Source organism: Microbacterium gorillae (genome assembly GCF_000826185.2).
Taxonomy (GTDB): Bacteria; Actinomycetota; Actinomycetes; order Actinomycetales; family Microbacteriaceae; genus Microbacterium; species Microbacterium gorillae.
On record NZ_LN648875.1, the window covers coordinates 1,420,594 to 1,438,050 of the forward strand.

The 17,457-nt window shown below is 69.5% G+C and carries 19 protein-coding genes and 1 pseudogene; 18 read left to right on the forward strand and 2 right to left on the reverse strand.

Going from position 1 to position 17,457, the window contains the following annotated elements:
• Positions 1-13: 13 nt before the first annotated feature.
• Positions 14-595 carry an enoyl-CoA hydratase/isomerase family protein gene (locus BN1193_RS16305; protein WP_052460885.1) on the reverse strand — a complete coding sequence of 194 codons (582 nt, stop codon included), beginning with the start codon at positions 593-595 and terminating at the stop codon, positions 14-16.
• Positions 596-952: 357 nt separating this feature from the next.
• Here BN1193_RS16305 and rpsF point away from each other — a divergent pair, with 357 nt between their 5' ends.
• The 8 genes from rpsF (at position 953) to BN1193_RS16345 (ending at position 5,751) form a co-directional block, all read left to right on the forward strand.
• The gene (gene rpsF / locus BN1193_RS16310) at positions 953-1,324 is read left to right on the forward strand and encodes a 30S ribosomal protein S6 (protein ID WP_040168019.1); all 372 of its coding nucleotides are present in this window, start codon (positions 953-955) and stop codon (positions 1,322-1,324) included.
• A 5-nt stretch (positions 1,325-1,329) separates the two neighbouring features.
• Positions 1,330-1,845, forward strand: a complete 516-nt coding sequence (locus BN1193_RS16315; protein ID WP_040168020.1) for a single-stranded DNA-binding protein — start codon at positions 1,330-1,332, stop codon at positions 1,843-1,845.
• Positions 1,846-1,890: 45 nt separating this feature from the next.
• On the forward strand, positions 1,891-2,145 hold the full coding sequence (gene rpsR, locus BN1193_RS16320; RefSeq protein WP_040168021.1) for a 30S ribosomal protein S18: 255 nt from the start codon (positions 1,891-1,893) through the stop codon (positions 2,143-2,145).
• Positions 2,146-2,155: 10 nt separating this feature from the next.
• Positions 2,156-2,608: a 50S ribosomal protein L9 gene (gene rplI / locus BN1193_RS16325; protein WP_040168022.1), complete on the forward strand. Its 453-nt coding sequence runs from the start codon at positions 2,156-2,158 to the stop codon at positions 2,606-2,608.
• 198 nt (positions 2,609-2,806) lie between these two features.
• Entirely contained in the window at positions 2,807-3,385 is a 579-nt protein-coding gene (locus BN1193_RS16330) for a TetR/AcrR family transcriptional regulator (RefSeq protein WP_040168023.1), read from the forward strand.
• Between the two features lie 44 nt (positions 3,386-3,429).
• Positions 3,430-4,302, forward strand: a complete 873-nt coding sequence (locus tag BN1193_RS18075) for a hypothetical protein (protein WP_040168024.1) — start codon at positions 3,430-3,432, stop codon at positions 4,300-4,302.
• Between the two features lie 94 nt (positions 4,303-4,396).
• A complete protein-coding gene (locus BN1193_RS16340; RefSeq protein ID WP_096788227.1) occupies positions 4,397-4,636 on the forward strand; it encodes a hypothetical protein in 240 nt (79 codons plus the stop codon).
• A gap of 65 nt (positions 4,637-4,701) precedes the next feature.
• The gene (locus BN1193_RS16345; protein ID WP_040168026.1) at positions 4,702-5,751 is read left to right on the forward strand and encodes a LacI family DNA-binding transcriptional regulator; all 1,050 of its coding nucleotides are present in this window, start codon (positions 4,702-4,704) and stop codon (positions 5,749-5,751) included.
• Between the two features lie 14 nt (positions 5,752-5,765).
• Here the strand turns inward: BN1193_RS16345 and BN1193_RS16350 are convergent, their stop codons facing one another.
• Complete coding sequence (locus BN1193_RS16350; RefSeq protein ID WP_052460886.1) at positions 5,766-6,437, reverse strand: HD domain-containing protein; 672 nt, start codon at positions 6,435-6,437, stop codon at positions 5,766-5,768.
• Between the two features lie 65 nt (positions 6,438-6,502).
• On the opposite strand from BN1193_RS16350, the gene BN1193_RS16355 reads away from it, so the two are divergent.
• The 10 genes and pseudogenes from BN1193_RS16355 to BN1193_RS16400 all read left to right on the forward strand — a co-directional run.
• Complete coding sequence (locus BN1193_RS16355; protein ID WP_230206531.1) at positions 6,503-7,300, forward strand: IclR family transcriptional regulator; 798 nt, start codon at positions 6,503-6,505, stop codon at positions 7,298-7,300.
• 56 nt (positions 7,301-7,356) lie between these two features.
• Positions 7,357-8,340 (forward strand): AraC family transcriptional regulator, encoded by a 984-nt coding sequence (locus tag BN1193_RS16360; protein ID WP_096788228.1) that lies wholly within the window; start codon positions 7,357-7,359, stop codon positions 8,338-8,340.
• A 211-nt stretch (positions 8,341-8,551) separates the two neighbouring features.
• A complete protein-coding gene (locus tag BN1193_RS16365; protein WP_040168028.1) occupies positions 8,552-9,835 on the forward strand; it encodes a cytochrome P450 in 1,284 nt (427 codons plus the stop codon).
• Position 9,836: 1 nt separating this feature from the next.
• Entirely contained in the window at positions 9,837-10,904 is a 1,068-nt protein-coding gene (locus BN1193_RS16370; RefSeq protein ID WP_040168029.1) for a PEP/pyruvate-binding domain-containing protein, read from the forward strand.
• 36 nt (positions 10,905-10,940) lie between these two features.
• Positions 10,941-12,779, forward strand: a complete 1,839-nt coding sequence (locus BN1193_RS16375) for a PEP-utilizing enzyme (RefSeq protein ID WP_052460887.1) — start codon at positions 10,941-10,943, stop codon at positions 12,777-12,779.
• Between the two features lie 8 nt (positions 12,780-12,787).
• The gene (locus tag BN1193_RS16380; RefSeq protein WP_230206532.1) at positions 12,788-13,555 is read left to right on the forward strand and encodes an SDR family NAD(P)-dependent oxidoreductase; all 768 of its coding nucleotides are present in this window, start codon (positions 12,788-12,790) and stop codon (positions 13,553-13,555) included.
• Positions 13,556-13,578: 23 nt separating this feature from the next.
• Complete coding sequence (locus BN1193_RS16385) at positions 13,579-13,902, forward strand: 2Fe-2S iron-sulfur cluster-binding protein (RefSeq protein ID WP_040168030.1); 324 nt, start codon at positions 13,579-13,581, stop codon at positions 13,900-13,902.
• Between the two features lies 1 nt (position 13,903).
• Positions 13,904-15,166 (forward strand): NAD(P)/FAD-dependent oxidoreductase, encoded by a 1,263-nt coding sequence (locus BN1193_RS16390; protein WP_040168031.1) that lies wholly within the window; start codon positions 13,904-13,906, stop codon positions 15,164-15,166.
• An 11-nt stretch (positions 15,167-15,177) separates the two neighbouring features.
• The gene (locus BN1193_RS16395; protein WP_040168032.1) at positions 15,178-15,822 is read left to right on the forward strand and encodes an HD domain-containing protein; all 645 of its coding nucleotides are present in this window, start codon (positions 15,178-15,180) and stop codon (positions 15,820-15,822) included.
• Between the two features lie 35 nt (positions 15,823-15,857).
• Positions 15,858-17,300: pseudogene (locus tag BN1193_RS16400) on the forward strand (aldehyde dehydrogenase family protein); the annotation flags it as partial.
• Positions 17,301-17,457 lie beyond the last annotated feature (157 nt).

Below are 17,457 nucleotides of genomic sequence, written 5' to 3' on the forward strand. Positions count from 1 at the left end.
GGGTCCGCTCTCCTCACGCCGCGATGAGCGTGCGCATGCGGCTGTAGCGGTGCGGAACGGTGCGATCGAGGCCGGGACGCATCCCGGACAGCGCGGCGCGCTCCGCCAGTACGCGCGCGTCGTGCGTGACCGCACCACTTCCGGCCATCGCATCCACCAGCCCGGTGCTGACCGCCCACTCCGCGTCGAAGGACTCGCCGCTGAGCAGCAGCTCCAGCGCGTGTCCGACACCGACCAGGTGCGTGGCCGCATTCGCGGCCGCTCCCACCGGTGCCGCTTCCAGCACCGGCATGACGAAGGTCGCATCCGGCGCGCAGAGGCGGAGGTCGCAGCCGAGCGCGAGAGCCAGTCCGTCGGCGGCGCACACACCCTCGATCGCCGCGATGACCGGCTTGCCGCCCGGGACGGCGCGGTCGAGGTCCGGCGGCATGGCGGGATCGTCGAAGGCGAAGTTCCCGGAGATGACGGCAGCTCCCACCGCGGAGTCGTGCTGGAAGTGCGTCAGCAGCTCCTGGATCGCGCTCACCGGACGGGGCGTCGTGTGCCCCACGGTGATCAAGGCGATCGGGCCGTCCGTGGCGTAGTCGATGCACACGATGGCCTCCTTCCTCGGACCGCCAACATCGTCGTCGCGGTCCTGGACCTCCGATCGGAAGTGTCCCCGCTCGCATCCTGGAACAGGACCGGGGGTCGCGCCATCGCTCTCAGGACTTCCAAAGGATCCCTGCGGTGATGTGTCATGTCGGCACGGGCTCATGCAGGACACCCACTGCGCGTGCGCAGAGCCTGCCGCGATACCGTCGGGGTCCGTCCGGGTCCGGAACGGGCGGCACTCGGCCGCATGCGCTAGACTGTTCCGGTTGCCCGGGCACATCTGTGCCCTGGCACGTGCAACACACCCTCCTGCGGCCGGGAGATGCCCGGTCGCCGATAGTCCGAAGGAGGTGGGTCCGTGACGCACCAGTACGAACTGATGGTGATCCTTCACCCTGAGATCGACGAGCGCCAGGTCGCCCCCAACCTCGACAAGTTCCTGAAGGTCATCACCAACGATGGTGGCTCGATTGACAAGGTCGACGTCTGGGGCAAGCGCCGGCTCGCATATGAGATCCAGAAGAAGAACGAGGGCATCTACGCCGTCGTCGACTTCACCGCGACCAGCGAGGCCACGCAGGAGCTCGACCGCCAGCTCAAGCTGAGCGAGCTCATCATGCGCACCAAGGTGCTGCGTGCCGAGGAGGCCATCGCTCAGGTGGCTGCCGAGGCCAAGCGCGCCGAGGAGAAGGCCGCTCGCAAGCCCAAGGCTGCGAAGAAGGACGCGTAACGACGATGGCCGGCGAAACCATCATCACCGTCGTGGGCAATCTCACCGCTGACCCCGAGCTGCGTTACACGCAGAACGGCCTGCCGGTGGCGAACTTCACGATCGCGTCGACCCCGCGCACGTTCGACCGTCAGGCGAACGAGTGGAAGGACGGCGAAGCGCTGTTCCTTCGCGCGTCGGTGTGGCGGGAGTTCGCCGAGCACGTCGCCGGATCGCTGACGAAGGGCTCGCGCGTGATCGCGTCGGGTCGCCTGAAGCAGCGCTCCTACCAGGACCGCGAGGGCAACAACCGCACCGCGATCGAGCTGGAGGTCGACGAGATCGGCCCCTCGCTGCGCTATGCGACCGCCCAGGTCACCCGTGCCGCCTCTTCCGGCGGCGGCGGAGGCAACTACGGCGGAGGCCAGCCGCGTCAGCAGCAGGCCGTCGCCTCGGAGGAGCCGTGGTCCACGCCCGGTTCGTCCTCCGGCGCCGACGCATGGGCGACCCCCGGGTCCTACGGCGACGACACCCCGTTCTGATCCGTCTGACCGACGGATCGATCACTCACTTTTAAGGAAACCAACATGGCTGGAAAGTCGAGCGGCGATCGCCGCAAGCCGCGGAAGGGCGCTAAGAACGCCGCTCCCGCGAAGTCCATCCGCGTCGGCGTCATCGACTACAAGGACGTCGCGACGCTTCGCAAGTTCATCTCGGAGCGTGGCAAGATCCGCGCCCGTCGTATCACCGGTGTCTCGGTGCAGGAGCAGCGTCTGATCGCCAAGGCGATCAAGAACGCCCGCGAAATGGCGCTCCTGCCCTACGCCGGCGCTGGCCGCTAAGGAGCACCCGATGGCAAAGCTGATTCTCACGAATGAGGTCGCCGGGCTGGGTAGCGCCGGTGACGTTGTCGAGGTCAAGAACGGGTACGCCCGTAACTACCTCGTTCCGCAGGGCTTCGCCGTGAACTGGACGCGTGGTGGAGAGAAGCAGGTCGCTTCGATCCAGGCCGCACGTCAGGCTCGCGCGATCCACGTCCACGAGGACGCTGTGGCTCTGAAGACCGCGATCGAGGGCGCCAAGGTTCGTCTGGCCGTCAAGGCCGGCGCCGAGGGACGCCTGTTCGGTTCGGTCAAGACCGCCGATGTCGCCGACGCCGTCAAGGCCGCCGGTCTCGGTGAGCTGGACAAGCGCAAGATCGTCATCGCCTCGCCGATCAAGTCGACGGGTGAGCGCACCGCCACCGTTCGTCTGACCGACGACGTGACCGCCACGATCACGCTGCAGGTCGTCGCCGCGAAGTAATCGCGACACGCACCGAACGCCCCTTCTCCTTCGGGAGGAGGGGCGTTCGTCATTCCGGGGCCAGCAGGGGATCGACGAGACGCCACAGTATGCAAAACACTGTTGATCTGGCATTACGTCATCTTTCCGTCCGATCGTGCCGGTAGTTTGCCCCGGCGCACGGGCATATGCGACCGATCGTGCGGATAAAATCAGGGCGTGGAGAAGGCTGATGGGCGCCGGGCTCGAGGCGAGGCGACGCGTCGACTCGTGGCGACGCGGGCCGCGATGGACGCCACGCTCTGGGGATTGGAGAGAACAACACTCGGCGAGCTCGCCGCACGCACCGGTGTGAGTAAGAGCGGCATCCTCACCGCCTTCGGGTCTCGCGAAGGAGTTCTCGAGGCGACGGTCGCGGCGGCCCGCGAGATCTACCTCACGGAGGTGCTGGGACCGACCGCGGGCAGCCCGGCCGGAGCCGCTCGGCTGCACGCTGTGGTGGATGCGTGGCTTTCATACGCGAAGCGGCATGTGTTCCCAGGCGGGTGTTTCCTCGTCACTACGGGTGTGGAGTACGCGGGCCAGAACGGCGTCGTCGCGGATCGGGTGCGGGCGTTCAAACGCGAGTGGCTGGACTTCCTCGCGCACCACTTCGCTCGCGCCGGGGTGCGGGACCCCTTCGCCGCGGCACTCCATTTCGACTCCGTGCTCGGGGGTGGGATCTCGACCTGGGGCCTGCTCGGTGAGGAACGTGTGCTGGATGTCGCGGCGGAGGCTGCGCGCGCCCTCATCCCCTGATCGAGCGGGTGAATCCGGTTAATACCTGTGGTGGAATTGATCCCGTGTCCGAGTCCCTTCCGTACCCGCTGCCGCCAGACTGGCCGCTGCGGCGCGGCCGTGGGCCGCGGATCCTCACGGTCGCCGTCTTCGTGATCGCGTGGGTCGTCGTTCTCGGTCTGACGGTCACGAGCTTGGCCGACGGCAGCACCTGGCCCGGGCTGTGGTGGACCTTTGCGTTCCTGCTGCTGGGACTCTGCCTCTCCGTCGTGTTCCTGCGCAGCGGCGGTGAACAGGGTGTTCCGCGCTTCGTGAACGCGATGGCGATGTCCGTCGGGGCCGATCGCCCCGTTGACAGCTGGGTGCACTACGTGCCGGAAATGAGGCACAGCGCTTGGTATGCGATCTGTCTCCTCATCACCGGTGTTCCGGCGATCGGGCTCGCCGGGTGGGGTGCTGTCCTCGCGATCGCGGCCGGCGGTTCCACGCTGTGGGCGCTCGTCCTGGTCGCGGTGAACGTCGCGGTGGCCGCGGTCTTCGTGAACGCCGGAGTGAAGAGCGCTCTGATCCGACGGAACAGTCGAACGTTCGGCAAGCACGATGTGGGCATCGCCGTCGGTCGGAACGGCGTGTCTCGTCACCTTCTGGAGGGCATCTCCGCGTGGCCGTGGGAGGAGATCGCGGACATCACGCCGACCACCATCGTCACAGACCGCGACAGTGACGATGTCACACCGGACATCCGCCTGACCCTGCGCAACGGTGAAGAGGTGCTGCTCGAGTTGTCGTTCAAGGACGTCCACCCGTTGCTCTTCTACTGCGTGGTGCGGTTCTGGTGGGATCGCCCGGACCTGCGTGACGAGCTGAGCACGACCTTCGCGCAGCAACGCATCGAGCGCTGGCACGAGGACCTCCAGGCGCGACTGTCCGCGGGCTGATTCCGTCGACGCACTCCGCCTGTGGACGCCCGCGCTTGACGTCTTCTATATCGGCACAGTAGTTTCATCTGTACCGATATAGAAGGAGGCTGACGTGACGATTGATCCCAGTGGAATCCCGGCCCTGATGGCCGCCGAGAAGAGCGCGGCCGCACGTGGTCCGCACGAGGACGCACGCCGCGCGGCGCTCGTGACGAACGACGCGCGCTATCGCCGACTGGCGCGGATCGAGCGTCGCCGACGCCGTCGGTTCCGACTCGCCGGACTGCTGCGGCGCATGGCCGCCGCCGTCGAGCCGACGCCGGCATGCGTGCCGTCCCGAACGATCGGCTGAGGCCCGCGCCGCGGTCCGCCGTCATCTTCGCCATGGGAGAGGATGGGGAGGACGGAGGGAGCGGGATGGCACGCGCGACGCTGCAGACGATCGCCGACGAGGTCGGCGTGAGTCGCATGACGGTCTCGAATGCGTTCTCGCGCCCCGACCAGCTCTCCGCCGAGCTGCGCGAGCGGATTCTCGCCGTCGCGGAGCGCGTCGGCTACGCCGGACCCGATCCCGCCGGACGAGCGCTCGCACGCGGACGCACCGGGGTGATCGGAATGGTCCTGACCGACTCGCCGCGCGACGCCTTCACCGATGACGTCGCCGTCGGCTTCGTTCGCGCCGTCGCCGGGAAGCTCGCCGATGCGAATTACTCGCTCGTGCTGCTGCACGGTTCCACCGCGGACGGACGCAACCCCGCGCGGGACGTCGCGATGGACGGCGCCATCGTCTACTCGTGTGTGCCTCGTGCGAGCGGCGTGACGGCACTGCGCGAGCGGCACCTGCCTCTGGTGACCGTGGAGAGCACGCCGATCGCGGACGAGCCGCGCGTGAACCTCGATGACGCACTGGGCGCGCGCGAGGCGGCGCAGCACCTTCTGGATCTCGGTCACCGTGACATCGCTCTCGTGGTGACCTCCGTCAACGCCGCCGGCGAACCGCTGTCCGAGGCGCACGGTCGGGACGCCGTCGACGACGCGATCGGCCGCCGACTGGCCGGTTGGGGCGCGGCGCTGTCCGCCGCGGGAGTTCGTCCGCGGGTCATCGGCACGCCGGGACACGACGTGGATGACATCCTCCGCGATCGGATCGACGCGTTGCTGGATCAGCCGCCGACGGCCGTCCTCGCCTTCTCCGACCGCGCGGCGCTGGAGATCATCGACCAGGCGCGAGACCACGACCTGCGCGTCCCGGAGGACCTCTCCGTCATCGGCTTCGATGACAGCCCGCTGGCCGCGCGCGTGACACCGCCGCTGACCACCGTGCGCCAGGACATCGACGCGAAGGGTGAGGCCGCGGCGGCGTCCCTCCTCGCGCTGCTGAACGGTGATCCGACCGCGGACATCACCCTGCCCACCGAGTTGGTGGTGCGGGCGTCCACCGCTCCACCGCGCGGCGTCGGTCGCTGATCGCGCCGTTCTGATCAGCCGAGGGCGCGGAGCTGGGGGGAGACCTCGATGGAGCCGAGGGCGGTGAGGACGCGCGCCATCGTGCGGCCGGGCTCGGTGAACAGGCTGTCCTGCACGCGCACGGCGGTCAGGTGCAGTGACTCCTCAGCGGACAGGTCGAACCAGCCGCGCACGATCCACCGTCCGTGGGGCGTGACTCGCCAGAGCTTGTCCGCGTCCTTCACGACGGCGTCGCTCGGATTCAGCGCGTGCAGGCGGGAGTCGTGTCCGTCGATGATGGCCGTGATCGCCTCGATGCGCTCGTGCGCGAAGCCGAGTTCGAGGAGGATCTGTGTCGCGATGCGGGCGCCCTCCACCTCGTGACGGCGGACCAGGTCGGGCCGACCGCCGCCGGGCGCGATCGCCTCCAGCACCTCGGCGTCCGGCACCGTGGACCAGCCGATGTCGTGCAGCAGGATGGCCGGCAGCACCACGGCGGGATCCGCGGAGGGGACGTCCGCGAGCAGGGCCCGCGCGATGCCGTAGGCGTGGACCGTATGGGAGTCGTTGTCGCGCACCTGGAGGTACGGCACCGCGTGGCGCCACACCGCGTCGTCCTCGGGGCTCAGCGTCACCACGTCGGTGAGCGCGTCCGGCTGGGGCAGGTGCTCCCGGACGTCGCGGTCCAGGCGAGGTGAGATGGTCATCCGCAGATTCTCGGACGTGTCGTCGTCACCGACGACTACGCTTCCGATGAGCGGAAGTGGGATGCGTGAGCGAGAAGACGCCGGTGAAGAGCGTGACCGGGCGGGTGCTGTCGATCCTCGCGGTCTTCGAGGGCTCCCTCGCGCCGCGGAGCCTGACCGAGGTCAGCGCGGAGACGGGGCTCGCGCTCAGCACTGCGCATCGGCTCCTGGCCGAGCTGGAGGAATGGGGTGCGGTCCAGCGCGACGACAACGGCCGCTACCAGATCGGACTGCGCCTGTGGGAGCTGGGCCAGCACGCCGGTTCGCAGGTGCGTGAGCTGTCCCGTCCGCTGCTCCAGGACCTCTACACGCTGACGCGGGAGACCGTCCACTTGGCGATCCGTGACGGTGGCGAGGTGCTCTACATCGACCGGGTCTACGGCACCCGACGCGTGCCGAAGACCTCGCGCGTGGGCGGACGTCTGCCGCTGCACGCCACCGCCGTCGGCAAGGTGCTGCTGGCATTCGAGGAGGACTGGGTTCGCGACGCGCTGATCGCCCAGCCGTTGTCCGCGCGCACTCCGCGGACGGTCACCGACCCCGCTGCGCTGCGCGCGGAACTGGAGCAGATCCGTCACGCCGGCTACTCGCTGACGGTGGACGAGGTGACGCTCGGATCGGCCTCGATCGCGGTGCCGGTGATGCAGTCCGGTGGCGGCGTGGGCGCCGCGCTCGGACTCGTCGTCACGACCGATCTTGCCGGGACACTGGCCGGACACCTGCCCGCCATGCGCGGTATCGCGGCCCAGATCACCAAGCGCGTGGGGCGCTATCCGCTGCGGTCCATGCGGCCGGGAGGGGTCGCCGCTCCTGCCGCCGACTGAGCGCGATTTCCAGGGTGGACAGGTAGAATCCCGGCACCGAGACCCGAGGTGTGCCGATGCCGTCAGTGCCTGCGAACGCCGCAGCGGAGCCGGAGGAGAACGCGCCGGCATCCCGCGGTTTCGCGACGCGGGCAATGCCAGCCGATGCTCGGCTGCGGGCCTGGGAGGAGTACAACGAGCAGGCCCTGTTCGGGTTGCGCGCCTCCACGCTCGCGGCGGAGGGACTGCTGGCCGAGCAGCGCAACCTCATCGTGGGCCGCTCGCACCTGACCGAGATCGTCGGCAACACGCACGTGATCGAGCGCACGCCGGACGCGATCGCCCGCAAACCCGTGGACACCGTGATGATGTGCCTGATGCTGCGTGGCGACGCGTTCGTCTACCACGCTCGCGGGGCCGAGCCGATCCGGGCCGGGGACGCGGTCGTGTACGACTCCGACACGCCGTTCATGTACGGCTTCAGCGGTGACAACCACCAGGTCATCCTGGAGGTCCCGCGTACCGTGTTCCAGGGTCGCATCGCGGAGGAGGGCGTGCCGGTTCCCCGCGTGCTGCGGCTGCGGGATGCGGCCGAGACGCGGCGCTGGAGCGGCACCTCCGCACGTCTCATGCTGGACGCGCTCCGCCACCCGGACGCATCGCATGAGGACCTCGAGCAGCGACTGCTGGACCTGCAGACCTGGCTGGTCGACCCGCGCGCCGCGGGGGCGGACGGCTATGTGCTGGCCGCGCAGGAGTTCATTCGCGGACACCTCGGCGACCACGACCTGTCCGCCGGCCGGATCGCGGCCGCCAGTGGCATCAGTGAGCGACACCTGCGTCGTGTTTTCGCGGATGCCGAGCTGACCGTGGCCGGATTCGTCACGCGGCAGCGTCTGGAGCGCGCGCTCGAGCTGCTGACCGATCCGCTGCGTCCGGACCGACCCATCGCGGACATCGCCGCGGCCGTCGGCTACGCGGCACCGGAGCACTTCTCCCGCGCCTTCCGGGCGCACTTCCACCTGACGCCCACGGCTGCCCGCGAGGCCGCCCGCTCCTGACGGATCCGGCCGTCGGCCTGACGGATCCGGCCATCCGGCGACCGATCCAGGCGTGCCGCGAACACTGAATGCACCGGTCGCGTCCGATCACCGAAGAAACGACGCCCACCCGGAAGCCGCTTCCACTGAATGGAAGGCGACTTCGACCGGAACATCTCGGATCGTTCAATGATTCGTGCCGCATCAGCGGCCTGGACACAAAGGAGTCGTCATGGCCTCATCGACCGCACCGACGGCATCCGCGGCCGGCACCTGCCCCGTGGGCCACACCGCCTTCGCCGGGGGACACCACGGCTACGAGCCGTTCCAGATGACCGACCCGTTCCCCGCGTACGAGAACCTGCGCCGCGACGCTCCGGTGTACTTCGATGACCGGACGGACCTCTGGGTCGTGACGCGCTGGGCCGACGTCCGCGCCGTCTTCGAAGACTGGGAGACGTTCTCCAGCGAGAACGCTCAGGCTCCGGTCCGGCCCCGCGGCGAGGCCGCGAGCCGGATCATGAAAGACGGCGGCTTCACCGCGTACTCGGGGCTCTCCGCCCGCATCCCGCCGGACCACACCCGCCTGCGCGCCATCGCCCAGCGCGCCTTCACGCCGCGCCGCTACAAGGCGCTGGAGCCGACGATCCGGGAGAACACGCGGGCCGCGCTGGCCGCGATGCTCGCCAACCCGGAGCGCACCGGCGACTTCCTCGCCGAGATCGCCTACGACATCCCGACCGTGACGATCCTCACGCTCCTGGGGGTGGACCCGGCGATGGTCCCGACCTACAAGAAGTGGTCCGACTCCCGCGCCGCGATGACCTGGGGAGACCTGGACGACGAGCAGCAGGTGCCGCACGCGCACAACCTCGTCGACTACTGGAACGAGTGCCAGCGCCTCGTCGCGGTCGCCCATGAGTCCGGCGGTGACAACCTCGTCGCCGACCTCGTCGAGGCGCAGAAGGCCGGTGCGGAGATCACCGATCACGAGATCGCCTCGCTCTGCTACTCGCTGCTGTTCGCCGGACACGAGACCACCACGACGCTGATCGCCAACTCGGTGCGCGTGCTGCTCGGTCACCGTGAGGCGTGGGACGCCATCGTCGCGGACCCCAAGCGCATTCCGTCCGCCACCGACGAGGTGCTGCGCTACAGCGGCTCGATCGTGGCGTGGCGCCGGAAGGCCACGCGAGACGCCGAGATCGCCGGCGTACCGATCGCCGAGGGCGACGGCGTGCTGCTGGTGATGGGGTCGGCGAACCGCGACGAGAACGTGTTCGCGAACCCGGACGCGTTCGACATCGATCGCGACGACGCCCGCAACCACATCTCGTTCGGCTTCGGCATCCACTACTGCCTGGGCAACATGCTCGCCAAGCTGCAGAACCGCATCGTGCTGGAGGAGACCACCGCGCTCGTCCCGTCGCTGCGCCTCGCCGAGGGAGAGATCGGGTTCCGCGAGAACCTCTCCTTCCGCGTCCCCACCACTGTTCCGGTCACCTGGGAGGCCTGAGATGTCCACGTCCACCTACATCCGCTTCTTCGACGAGCCCGGTGAGGCGCGCCTGGACGACCTCGGCGGCAAGTGCATGTCGCTGTGCCAGCTCACCGAAGCCGGCATGCCGGTGCCCCCCGGGTTCGCGGTGACCACCGCGGCGTTCACCGCGTTCATCCGCGAGACCGGCCTCGACGCCGAGATCGCGAAGCTGCTCGCGGACATCGACGCGGACGACGTCGCCAGCGTCGACGCGGTGTCCGCCCGCATCCGCGCCGAGATCGAGGGTCGCGAGATCCCCGCCGACATCCACGCGGCGTTCGGCGACGCGTTCGCCGCCCTGCAGGCCCGGTTCGAGGTCGAGACGCCCGTCGCGGTGCGCTCCTCCGCCACCGCCGAGGACCTGCCGGACGCGAGCTTCGCCGGCCAGCAGGACACCTACCTCTGGCTGCTCGGTCGCGACGAGGTCGCCGCGCACGTGCGCCGCTGCTGGGCGTCGCTGTACACGTCCCGCGCCATCGTCTACCGCCTGAAGAACGATATCCCGGACGAGGGTCTGTCCATGGCGGTCGCCGTGCAGAAGATGGTCGACGCGCTCACCGCCGGTGTCGCCATGACGCTGGATCCGTCCACCGGCGACCGCTCGATGATCGTCATCGACGCCGCCTGGGGCCTCGGCGAGACCGTCGTCTCCGGCGAGGTCACTCCGGACAACCTGCACGTGGACAAGGTGATGCTCACGATCGCGAGCGAGCACATCGGTGCCAAGCACATCGAGCTGGTGCCGGACGCCGGTGCCCGTACCGTCGTCGAGCGCGAGGTCGAGCCGGAGCGGCGCGAGGTGCGCTGCCTGTCCGACGGCGAGGTCATGGCGATCGCCGCGATGGCCAAGCGCGCCGAGAAGCACTTCGGCGCTCCGCAGGACATCGAGTGGGCGATCGACCGCTCGCTGCCGGAGACCGAACGCCTGCTGCTGCTGCAGTCCCGTCCGGAGACCGTCTGGTCGACGAAGGCCGCCACGACCAGCACCAGCGGTTTCGGCATCAGCAGCATCACCCAGTCCCTGATGGCCCAGATCGGTCGCTGAGCGACCGCCACACAGAAACCGAAGAAAGGACGCAACGTGTCAGAGCCGACCGTCGCCACGACCGTGCGCAAGTCATTCCCGAGTCCCTACGAGCAGGCCGTTCCCGCGGGTGCCGAGGGCTGGAAGGACCTCTACGCCTACAACCTGGTGTTCCAGGACAACCGCCGCGAGGTGGAGGAGGGCAAGTTCTGGTTCTGTGACAGCCAGCACTGGCCCACCGTCACCAAGCCGTTCGAGACGATCGGCTTCGAGTACGCGGTCGGCTGCCTCGGGCAGTACAACGCCCGTCAGCTGCTCATCCCGACCGCCAACGGCATCGAGTACCGCATCCACAACGGGTACGTCTTCATGTCCCCGGTCGCGGTGAACCCGGCCGAGATCGAGGCCCGCGTGCCGCAGTTCATGCAGCGCGCCGGGCACTACTTCGAGAACTGGGACTCGCTGCTGGAGAACTGGCACCGCAAGCTCAAGGAGGTCATCGACGAGCTCGAGACCATCGAGTTCACGGCGCTGCCGGACGCGATCGCGATCGAGTCCGTCCTGGAGGGTCGCGGCGTCGGTCCGGGTACCGACCTGCTCGCCGACTACGACCGCCTGATCGCGCTGACCTACCGTGCCTGGCAGTACCACTTCGAGTTCCTGAACCTCGGCTACGTCGCGTACCTCGACCTGTTCATGTTCTGCAAGGAGGTCTTCCCGCGCATCTCCGACCTCGCCATCGCCACGATGGTGCAGGGCGTGGACATGGAGCTGTTCCGTCCGGATGACGAGCTGAAGAACCTCGCCAAGATCGCCGTGCGCGACGGCCTGGTGAGCCTGTTCGCCGACGTCAGCGATGCCGACGTGACGCTTGCCGAGATCGACGCGCACCCGCAGGGCGCCGCGTTCATCGAGGCGTGGAACGGCGCGCAGGACCCGTGGTTCAACTTCACCACCGGCAACGGCTTCTACGCCCACGACGAGTACTGGCGCGACGTGCCGACGCTGCCGCTCGGGTTCATCAAGAACTACATCGAGCTGCTGCTGAACGGCGCGGACATCGATCGCCACGTGGACGAGCTGGTCGCCGAGCGCGACCGGATCACCGAGGAGTACGCCGACCTCCTGTCCGGCGACCAGCTTGCGCAGTTCCGCGGCAAGCTGGGCCTCGCCCGCACGGTCTACCCGTACGTGGAGAACCACAACTTCCACATCGAGCACTGGACGATGGGCGTGTTCTGGCGCAAGGCCCGGCAGCTGTCCGCCGTGCTGCACGACGCCGGATTCTGGACCGAGAAGAACGACATGTTCTACCTCCGTCGCGACGAGGTCCGCGAGGCGCTGTTCGACTACGTCAACGGCTGGATGGTCGGTGCCCCGGCGATCGGCCCGGACTACTGGCCGGCCGAGGTCGAGCGTCGCCGCGCGATCGTCGCGGCACTGCAGACCGAGCGTCCGCAGCCCGCGCTGAACACGCCGCCGGAGGTCATCACCGAGCCCTTCACGCTCATGCTGTGGGGCATCACCGACGACCAGATCGCCAACTGGCTCGGCGCCGGCGACGTTCCCGAGGGCACGCTGAAGGGCATGGCCGCCTCGCCGGGCGTCGCGGAGGGCATCGCCCGCGTGATCTCGTCCGCCGATCAGCTCAGCGAGGTCCAGGACGGCGACATCCTCGTCGCTCCGGTCACCGCGCCCAGCTGGGGTCCGATCTTCGGCAAGATCCGCGCGACCGTCACCGACATCGGCGGCATGATGAGCCACGCCGCCATCGTCTGCCGCGAGTACAACATGCCCGCCGTGACCGGCACCGGAACCGCCTCCGTCGAGATCCGCACGGGCCAGCGCCTGCGCGTCGACGGCGGCACCGGAACCGTCACCATCCTCGAGGACTGAGGCCCGCCGTGACCATCACAGAGAACCCGACGCGCGTGCGCACCGTCCTCGTCACGGGCGGCGCGCAGGGACTCGGCGCCGCCTTCGCGAAGGCGTTCGCCGCGCAGGGCGACCGCGTGGTGGTCGCCGACATCGACGGACCCGGTGCCGAGCGCACCGCCGCGGAGATCTCCCTCTCCGCGGCGGTGCCCGCCATCGCCGTCACCGTGGACGTCACCGATCGCGCCTCCACCGACGCGCTCGCGGCAGCCGCCGCGGCCGCCGGGGACGGCCGGATCGACGTCGTCATCAACAACGCCGCGATCTACGCCACCCTCACCCGCGCCCCGTTCGAGGAACTCGACGAGCGCGAGTGGGACCGCGTGATGGCGGTCAACCTCAAGGGCCCGTGGCAGGTGGCGCGCGCTGTCTCGCCGCTGCTGAGCGAGAACGGCCGCATCGTCAACATCGCCTCCGCGACGGTGTTCAGCGGGTCTGCCCAGTGGGCGCACTACGTCGCCAGCAAGGCCGGCGTGATCGGACTCACGCGAGTCCTGGCCAAGGAGCTCGGCCCGCGCGGCATCACCGTGAACGCGGTCGCCCCCGGCTTCACCCTCACCGAGGCCAGCCACGGCCTGATCGACGACGCCGAGAACTACGGCGTCGACCGCGGCTCCATCCGCCGCCCCATTCAGCCGGACGACATCGTCGGCACCGTGCTGTACCTCGCCTCCCCCGCGGGGGCGTTCGTGACCGGACAGACCGTCGTCGTCGACGGCGGCCGGCAGTTCATCTGACCGGCAGAACCCAGGAGATTCTCATGACCAGCACCGTCATCTACACCGCCGCGGACGGCACCGTCACCGAGCAGGACGGTCGCGTCGGCGACTCGATCATGGAGACCGCCGTGCGCAACGGCGTGCCCGGCATCGTCGGCGAGTGCGGCGGCAGCCTGAGCTGCGCCACGTGCCACGTCTTCGTCTCGGACGAGACCTTCGCCCTCGTCGGCGGTCCCGGTGACCTCGAGGACGAGATGCTCGACGGCACCGCCTGCGACCGCGAGGACAACTCGCGCCTGTCCTGCCAGATCAAGCTGGCCGAGGACACCGTCTACCGGGTGACCACGCCGGAAGAGCAGGTGTGACATGTCCGGGGACCTGACCCTCATCATCGGAGCGTCGCAGGCCGGCGTGCAGCTGGCCACCTCTCTCCGCGACCTCGGCGACACCGCCCCGATCGTCCTCGTCGGCGAGGAGAATCACCGCCCGTACCAGCGTCCGCCGCTGTCCAAGGGCTGGCTGAAGGGCGAACTGACGCCGGAAGACGTCATCCTCCGCTCGCGGCAGTGGTTCGCGGACCGGAACATCGAGCTGATCAGCGGCGACTCCATCGTGCACATCGAGCGCGACGGTCTCGGCGGCACCGCCCGCACGGCGGGTGGACGCCTGATCACCTTCACGCGTCTGGCCCTCGCGACCGGCGCTTCGCCGCGCAAGCTGACCCTGCCCGGTTCCGACCTGTACGGCATCTACTACCTCCGCGACGCGGATGACGCGCTGACGCTCGAGCCCCACCTGCGCGAGGCCGAGCACGTCGTCGTCATCGGCGGCGGGTTCATCGGCCTGGAGACCGCGGCCAGCAGCCGCGTCGTCGGCAAGGCCGTGACCGTGCTGGAGCACGCGCCGCGCCTGGTCGGCCGCGTGGTGTCCGAGGACACGTCCGCGTTCTACCTCGACGCGCACCGCCGCCGTGGCGTGAACGTGGTGCTGGACGCCCGGATCGCGGGCATCGTCGGCGACGACGGCCGCGTCACCGGTGTCGAGCTGGAGGACGGCACCGTCATCCCCGCCGACATCGTCGTGATCGGCGTCGGTGTGCTGCCGCGCGTCGAGCTCGCCGAGCAGCTCGGGCTGAACGTGGACGGCGGCATCGTCGTGAACGAGCACGCCCTCACCAGCGACGGCCTCACCGTCGCGGCGGGCGACTGCACGATCATGCCGAACCCGTATGAGCGCGGTTCGCTGCCGACCGTCCGCATCGAGAGCGTGAACAACGCCGTCGAGCAGGCGAAGGTCGCCGCCGCGACGCTGCTCGGTCGTCCGGCGCCGTACCGCTCGGTGCCGTGGTTCTGGAGCGACCAGGCCGACGTGAAGCTGCAGATCGCCGGCCTGTCCACCGGGTACGACGAGATCGTGCTGCGCGGCGAGCCCGCGAACGAGAAGTTCACGGTGCTCTACTACCGCGACGGACTGCTCATCGCCGCCGACTGCGTCAACCACCCCGCCGAGTTCCTGGCGATCCGGCACGCGATCTCGCGCGGCCAGACGATCCCGGCCGCGGCTGCCGCGGACACGTCCGTGCCCCTGAAGAAGTCCGTCGTCGACATCGCCGTCGCCGTCGCCGTCTGAGGAGTGACCCCATGACCGTTCCCACCACGATCGCCGTGGACACCACGCCGATCCACGCCGATGGCGCCGCGTCGGACCTCGATCCGCTCTGGCGTTCGATCGTCACCGAGTCCCGCGCTCGGTCCAACGACATCCACCTGCCCATCTCGTTCGCGTTCGCCGAGCGCCTGTGTGACGCCTACCCGGAGGCGGACGCCCTCGTGGTGCGCGTCGCGATCCTGCTGCACGACACCGGCTGGGCGCGCGTGGACGAGAACCGCATCCTGGACGAGGGCTTCAGTGGCGACTGGCGCAAGGCCGACGTCCGCTTCGAGCACGAGCGGCACGGCTGCGAGATCGCCCGCGAGGTGCTGCCCGGTCTCGGCTACGACGACGCGTTCATCGAGCGGGTCACCCGCATCATCGACGGCCACGACACCCGTCCGGAGTCGTACTCCATCGAGGACAGCCTGGTCCGGGACGCCGATCGCCTGTGGCGCTTCACGCCCACCGGCATCGCGCTCGCGTCCGGGTGGTTCAAGCTGACCCCGGCCGAGTACACCGCGCGGCTGCGCGCGGAGATCGTGCCCGAGCTGCTCACCGAGGCCGCCGTCGCGATGGCGCTCGCGGACCTGGAGCGCTCTGAGGCGCTGCTGAAGACGGAGCTGCTGTCGTGACCGTCGCCGAGCTTGCGGTCGTGGACGTCGAGGTGATGCGGTCCCGGCACCGGGACGCTGCGGCGACCCTGCCGTACACGCACGTGACGGACTTCCGCATCGGCGGCGCGTCCGTCCCGGCGTCCGGCGACCGTCGCATCGCGGTCGTCGACCCGGCGACGGGGGAGGAGTGGGGCTCGACGCCCGTCGCCACCCCCGCCGAGGTGGATGCCGCCGTCGGCGCCGCCCGCGCCGCGCTGCCGGAGTGGTCCGCGTGGACGCCGTCCGACCGCGCCGACGCCCTGCGCCGCATGGCGGACGCGATCGAGCGTCGGTCCGGCGAGCTGTCCGTCACGAACACGCTGGAGAACGGCTCCCCGGTCGCCGAGACCGCCGGCGCGGCCGCGAACGCCGCCGGGATCCTCCGGACGTTCGCGGACCTGTCCTCGTGGCTCGAGGCGGACGACGTCCGTCCGTTCCGCGGTGGTGCTGCTCAGGAGACCGTGGTGGCCAAGGACCCGATCGGCGTGTGCGCGCTGATCGCGCCGTGGAACTTCCCGATCAACCTCGTCGTGATCAAGCTCGCGCCCGCGCTGGTGGCCGGCTGCACGGTCGTGATCAAGCCGGCGAGCCCGACGCCGCTGTCCATCCGGTTCCTGCTGGATGCCGCCGACGAGGCGGGGATCCCCGCCGGTGTGATCAACCTCATCACCGGTGACGGTGCGGTGGGCGACCTGATGGTTCGTCACCCGGACGTCGACAAGGTCGCCTTCACCGGTTCCACCCCGGTCGGCCGGAAGATCGCCGCCGCGTGCGGTGAGCTGCTGCGTCCGGTCACCCTGGAGCTCGGCGGCAAGTCCGCCGCGATCGTGCTGCCGGACGCCGACGTGGCCGCCATCGCGCCGGGCCTGATCCGCAGCAGCATGCGCAACACCGGGCAGACCTGCTACATCTCCACGCGCATCATCGCGACCCCGGCCAACTACGACGAGGTCGTGGCGATGATCACCGAGACCATCGGCGCCGGCCGCGTCGGTGACCCGTTGGACCCGGACACGGTGTTCGGTCCGGTCGCGACCGAGGCGCAGCGTGCGTCGGTGGTCGGCTACCTCCGCTCCGGTGTGGCCGAGGGCGCGCGTGCCGTGCTCGGTGGTACCCCCGAGCCACCGATCCCCGGCGGCTCCTACGTCGCGCCGACGGTGTTCGCCGACGTGACGCCCGAGATGGCGATCGCTCGCGAGGAGATCTTCGGGCCGGTCATCACCGTCCTGCGCGCCGACGATGTCGACCACGCCGTCGCGATCGCCAACGGCACGGAGTTCGGCCTCGGCGGCATCGTGTTCGGCACGGATGAGGACGCCGCGTTCGCCGTCGCCCGCCGCATCGACACCGGCTCGGTGGGCGTGAACTTCTTCGCGTCCAACCACGTCGCCCCCTTCGGCGGCCGCCACGACTCCGGCCTCGGCCTGGAGTACGGCATCGAGGGCCTCGCCGCCTACGTCACCCCCCAGTCCCTCCCCCTCCGCGAAACACCCAAGCACGTCCGAGAAACCCCGCGTTGCGCGGCGTCCCGGACGTGCTTGGGTGTTTCGCGGGTTCTTGGCGACGACACGCGCATGCGCGCTTGTCGTACTACTGTGCACCGCGTGGTAGCGT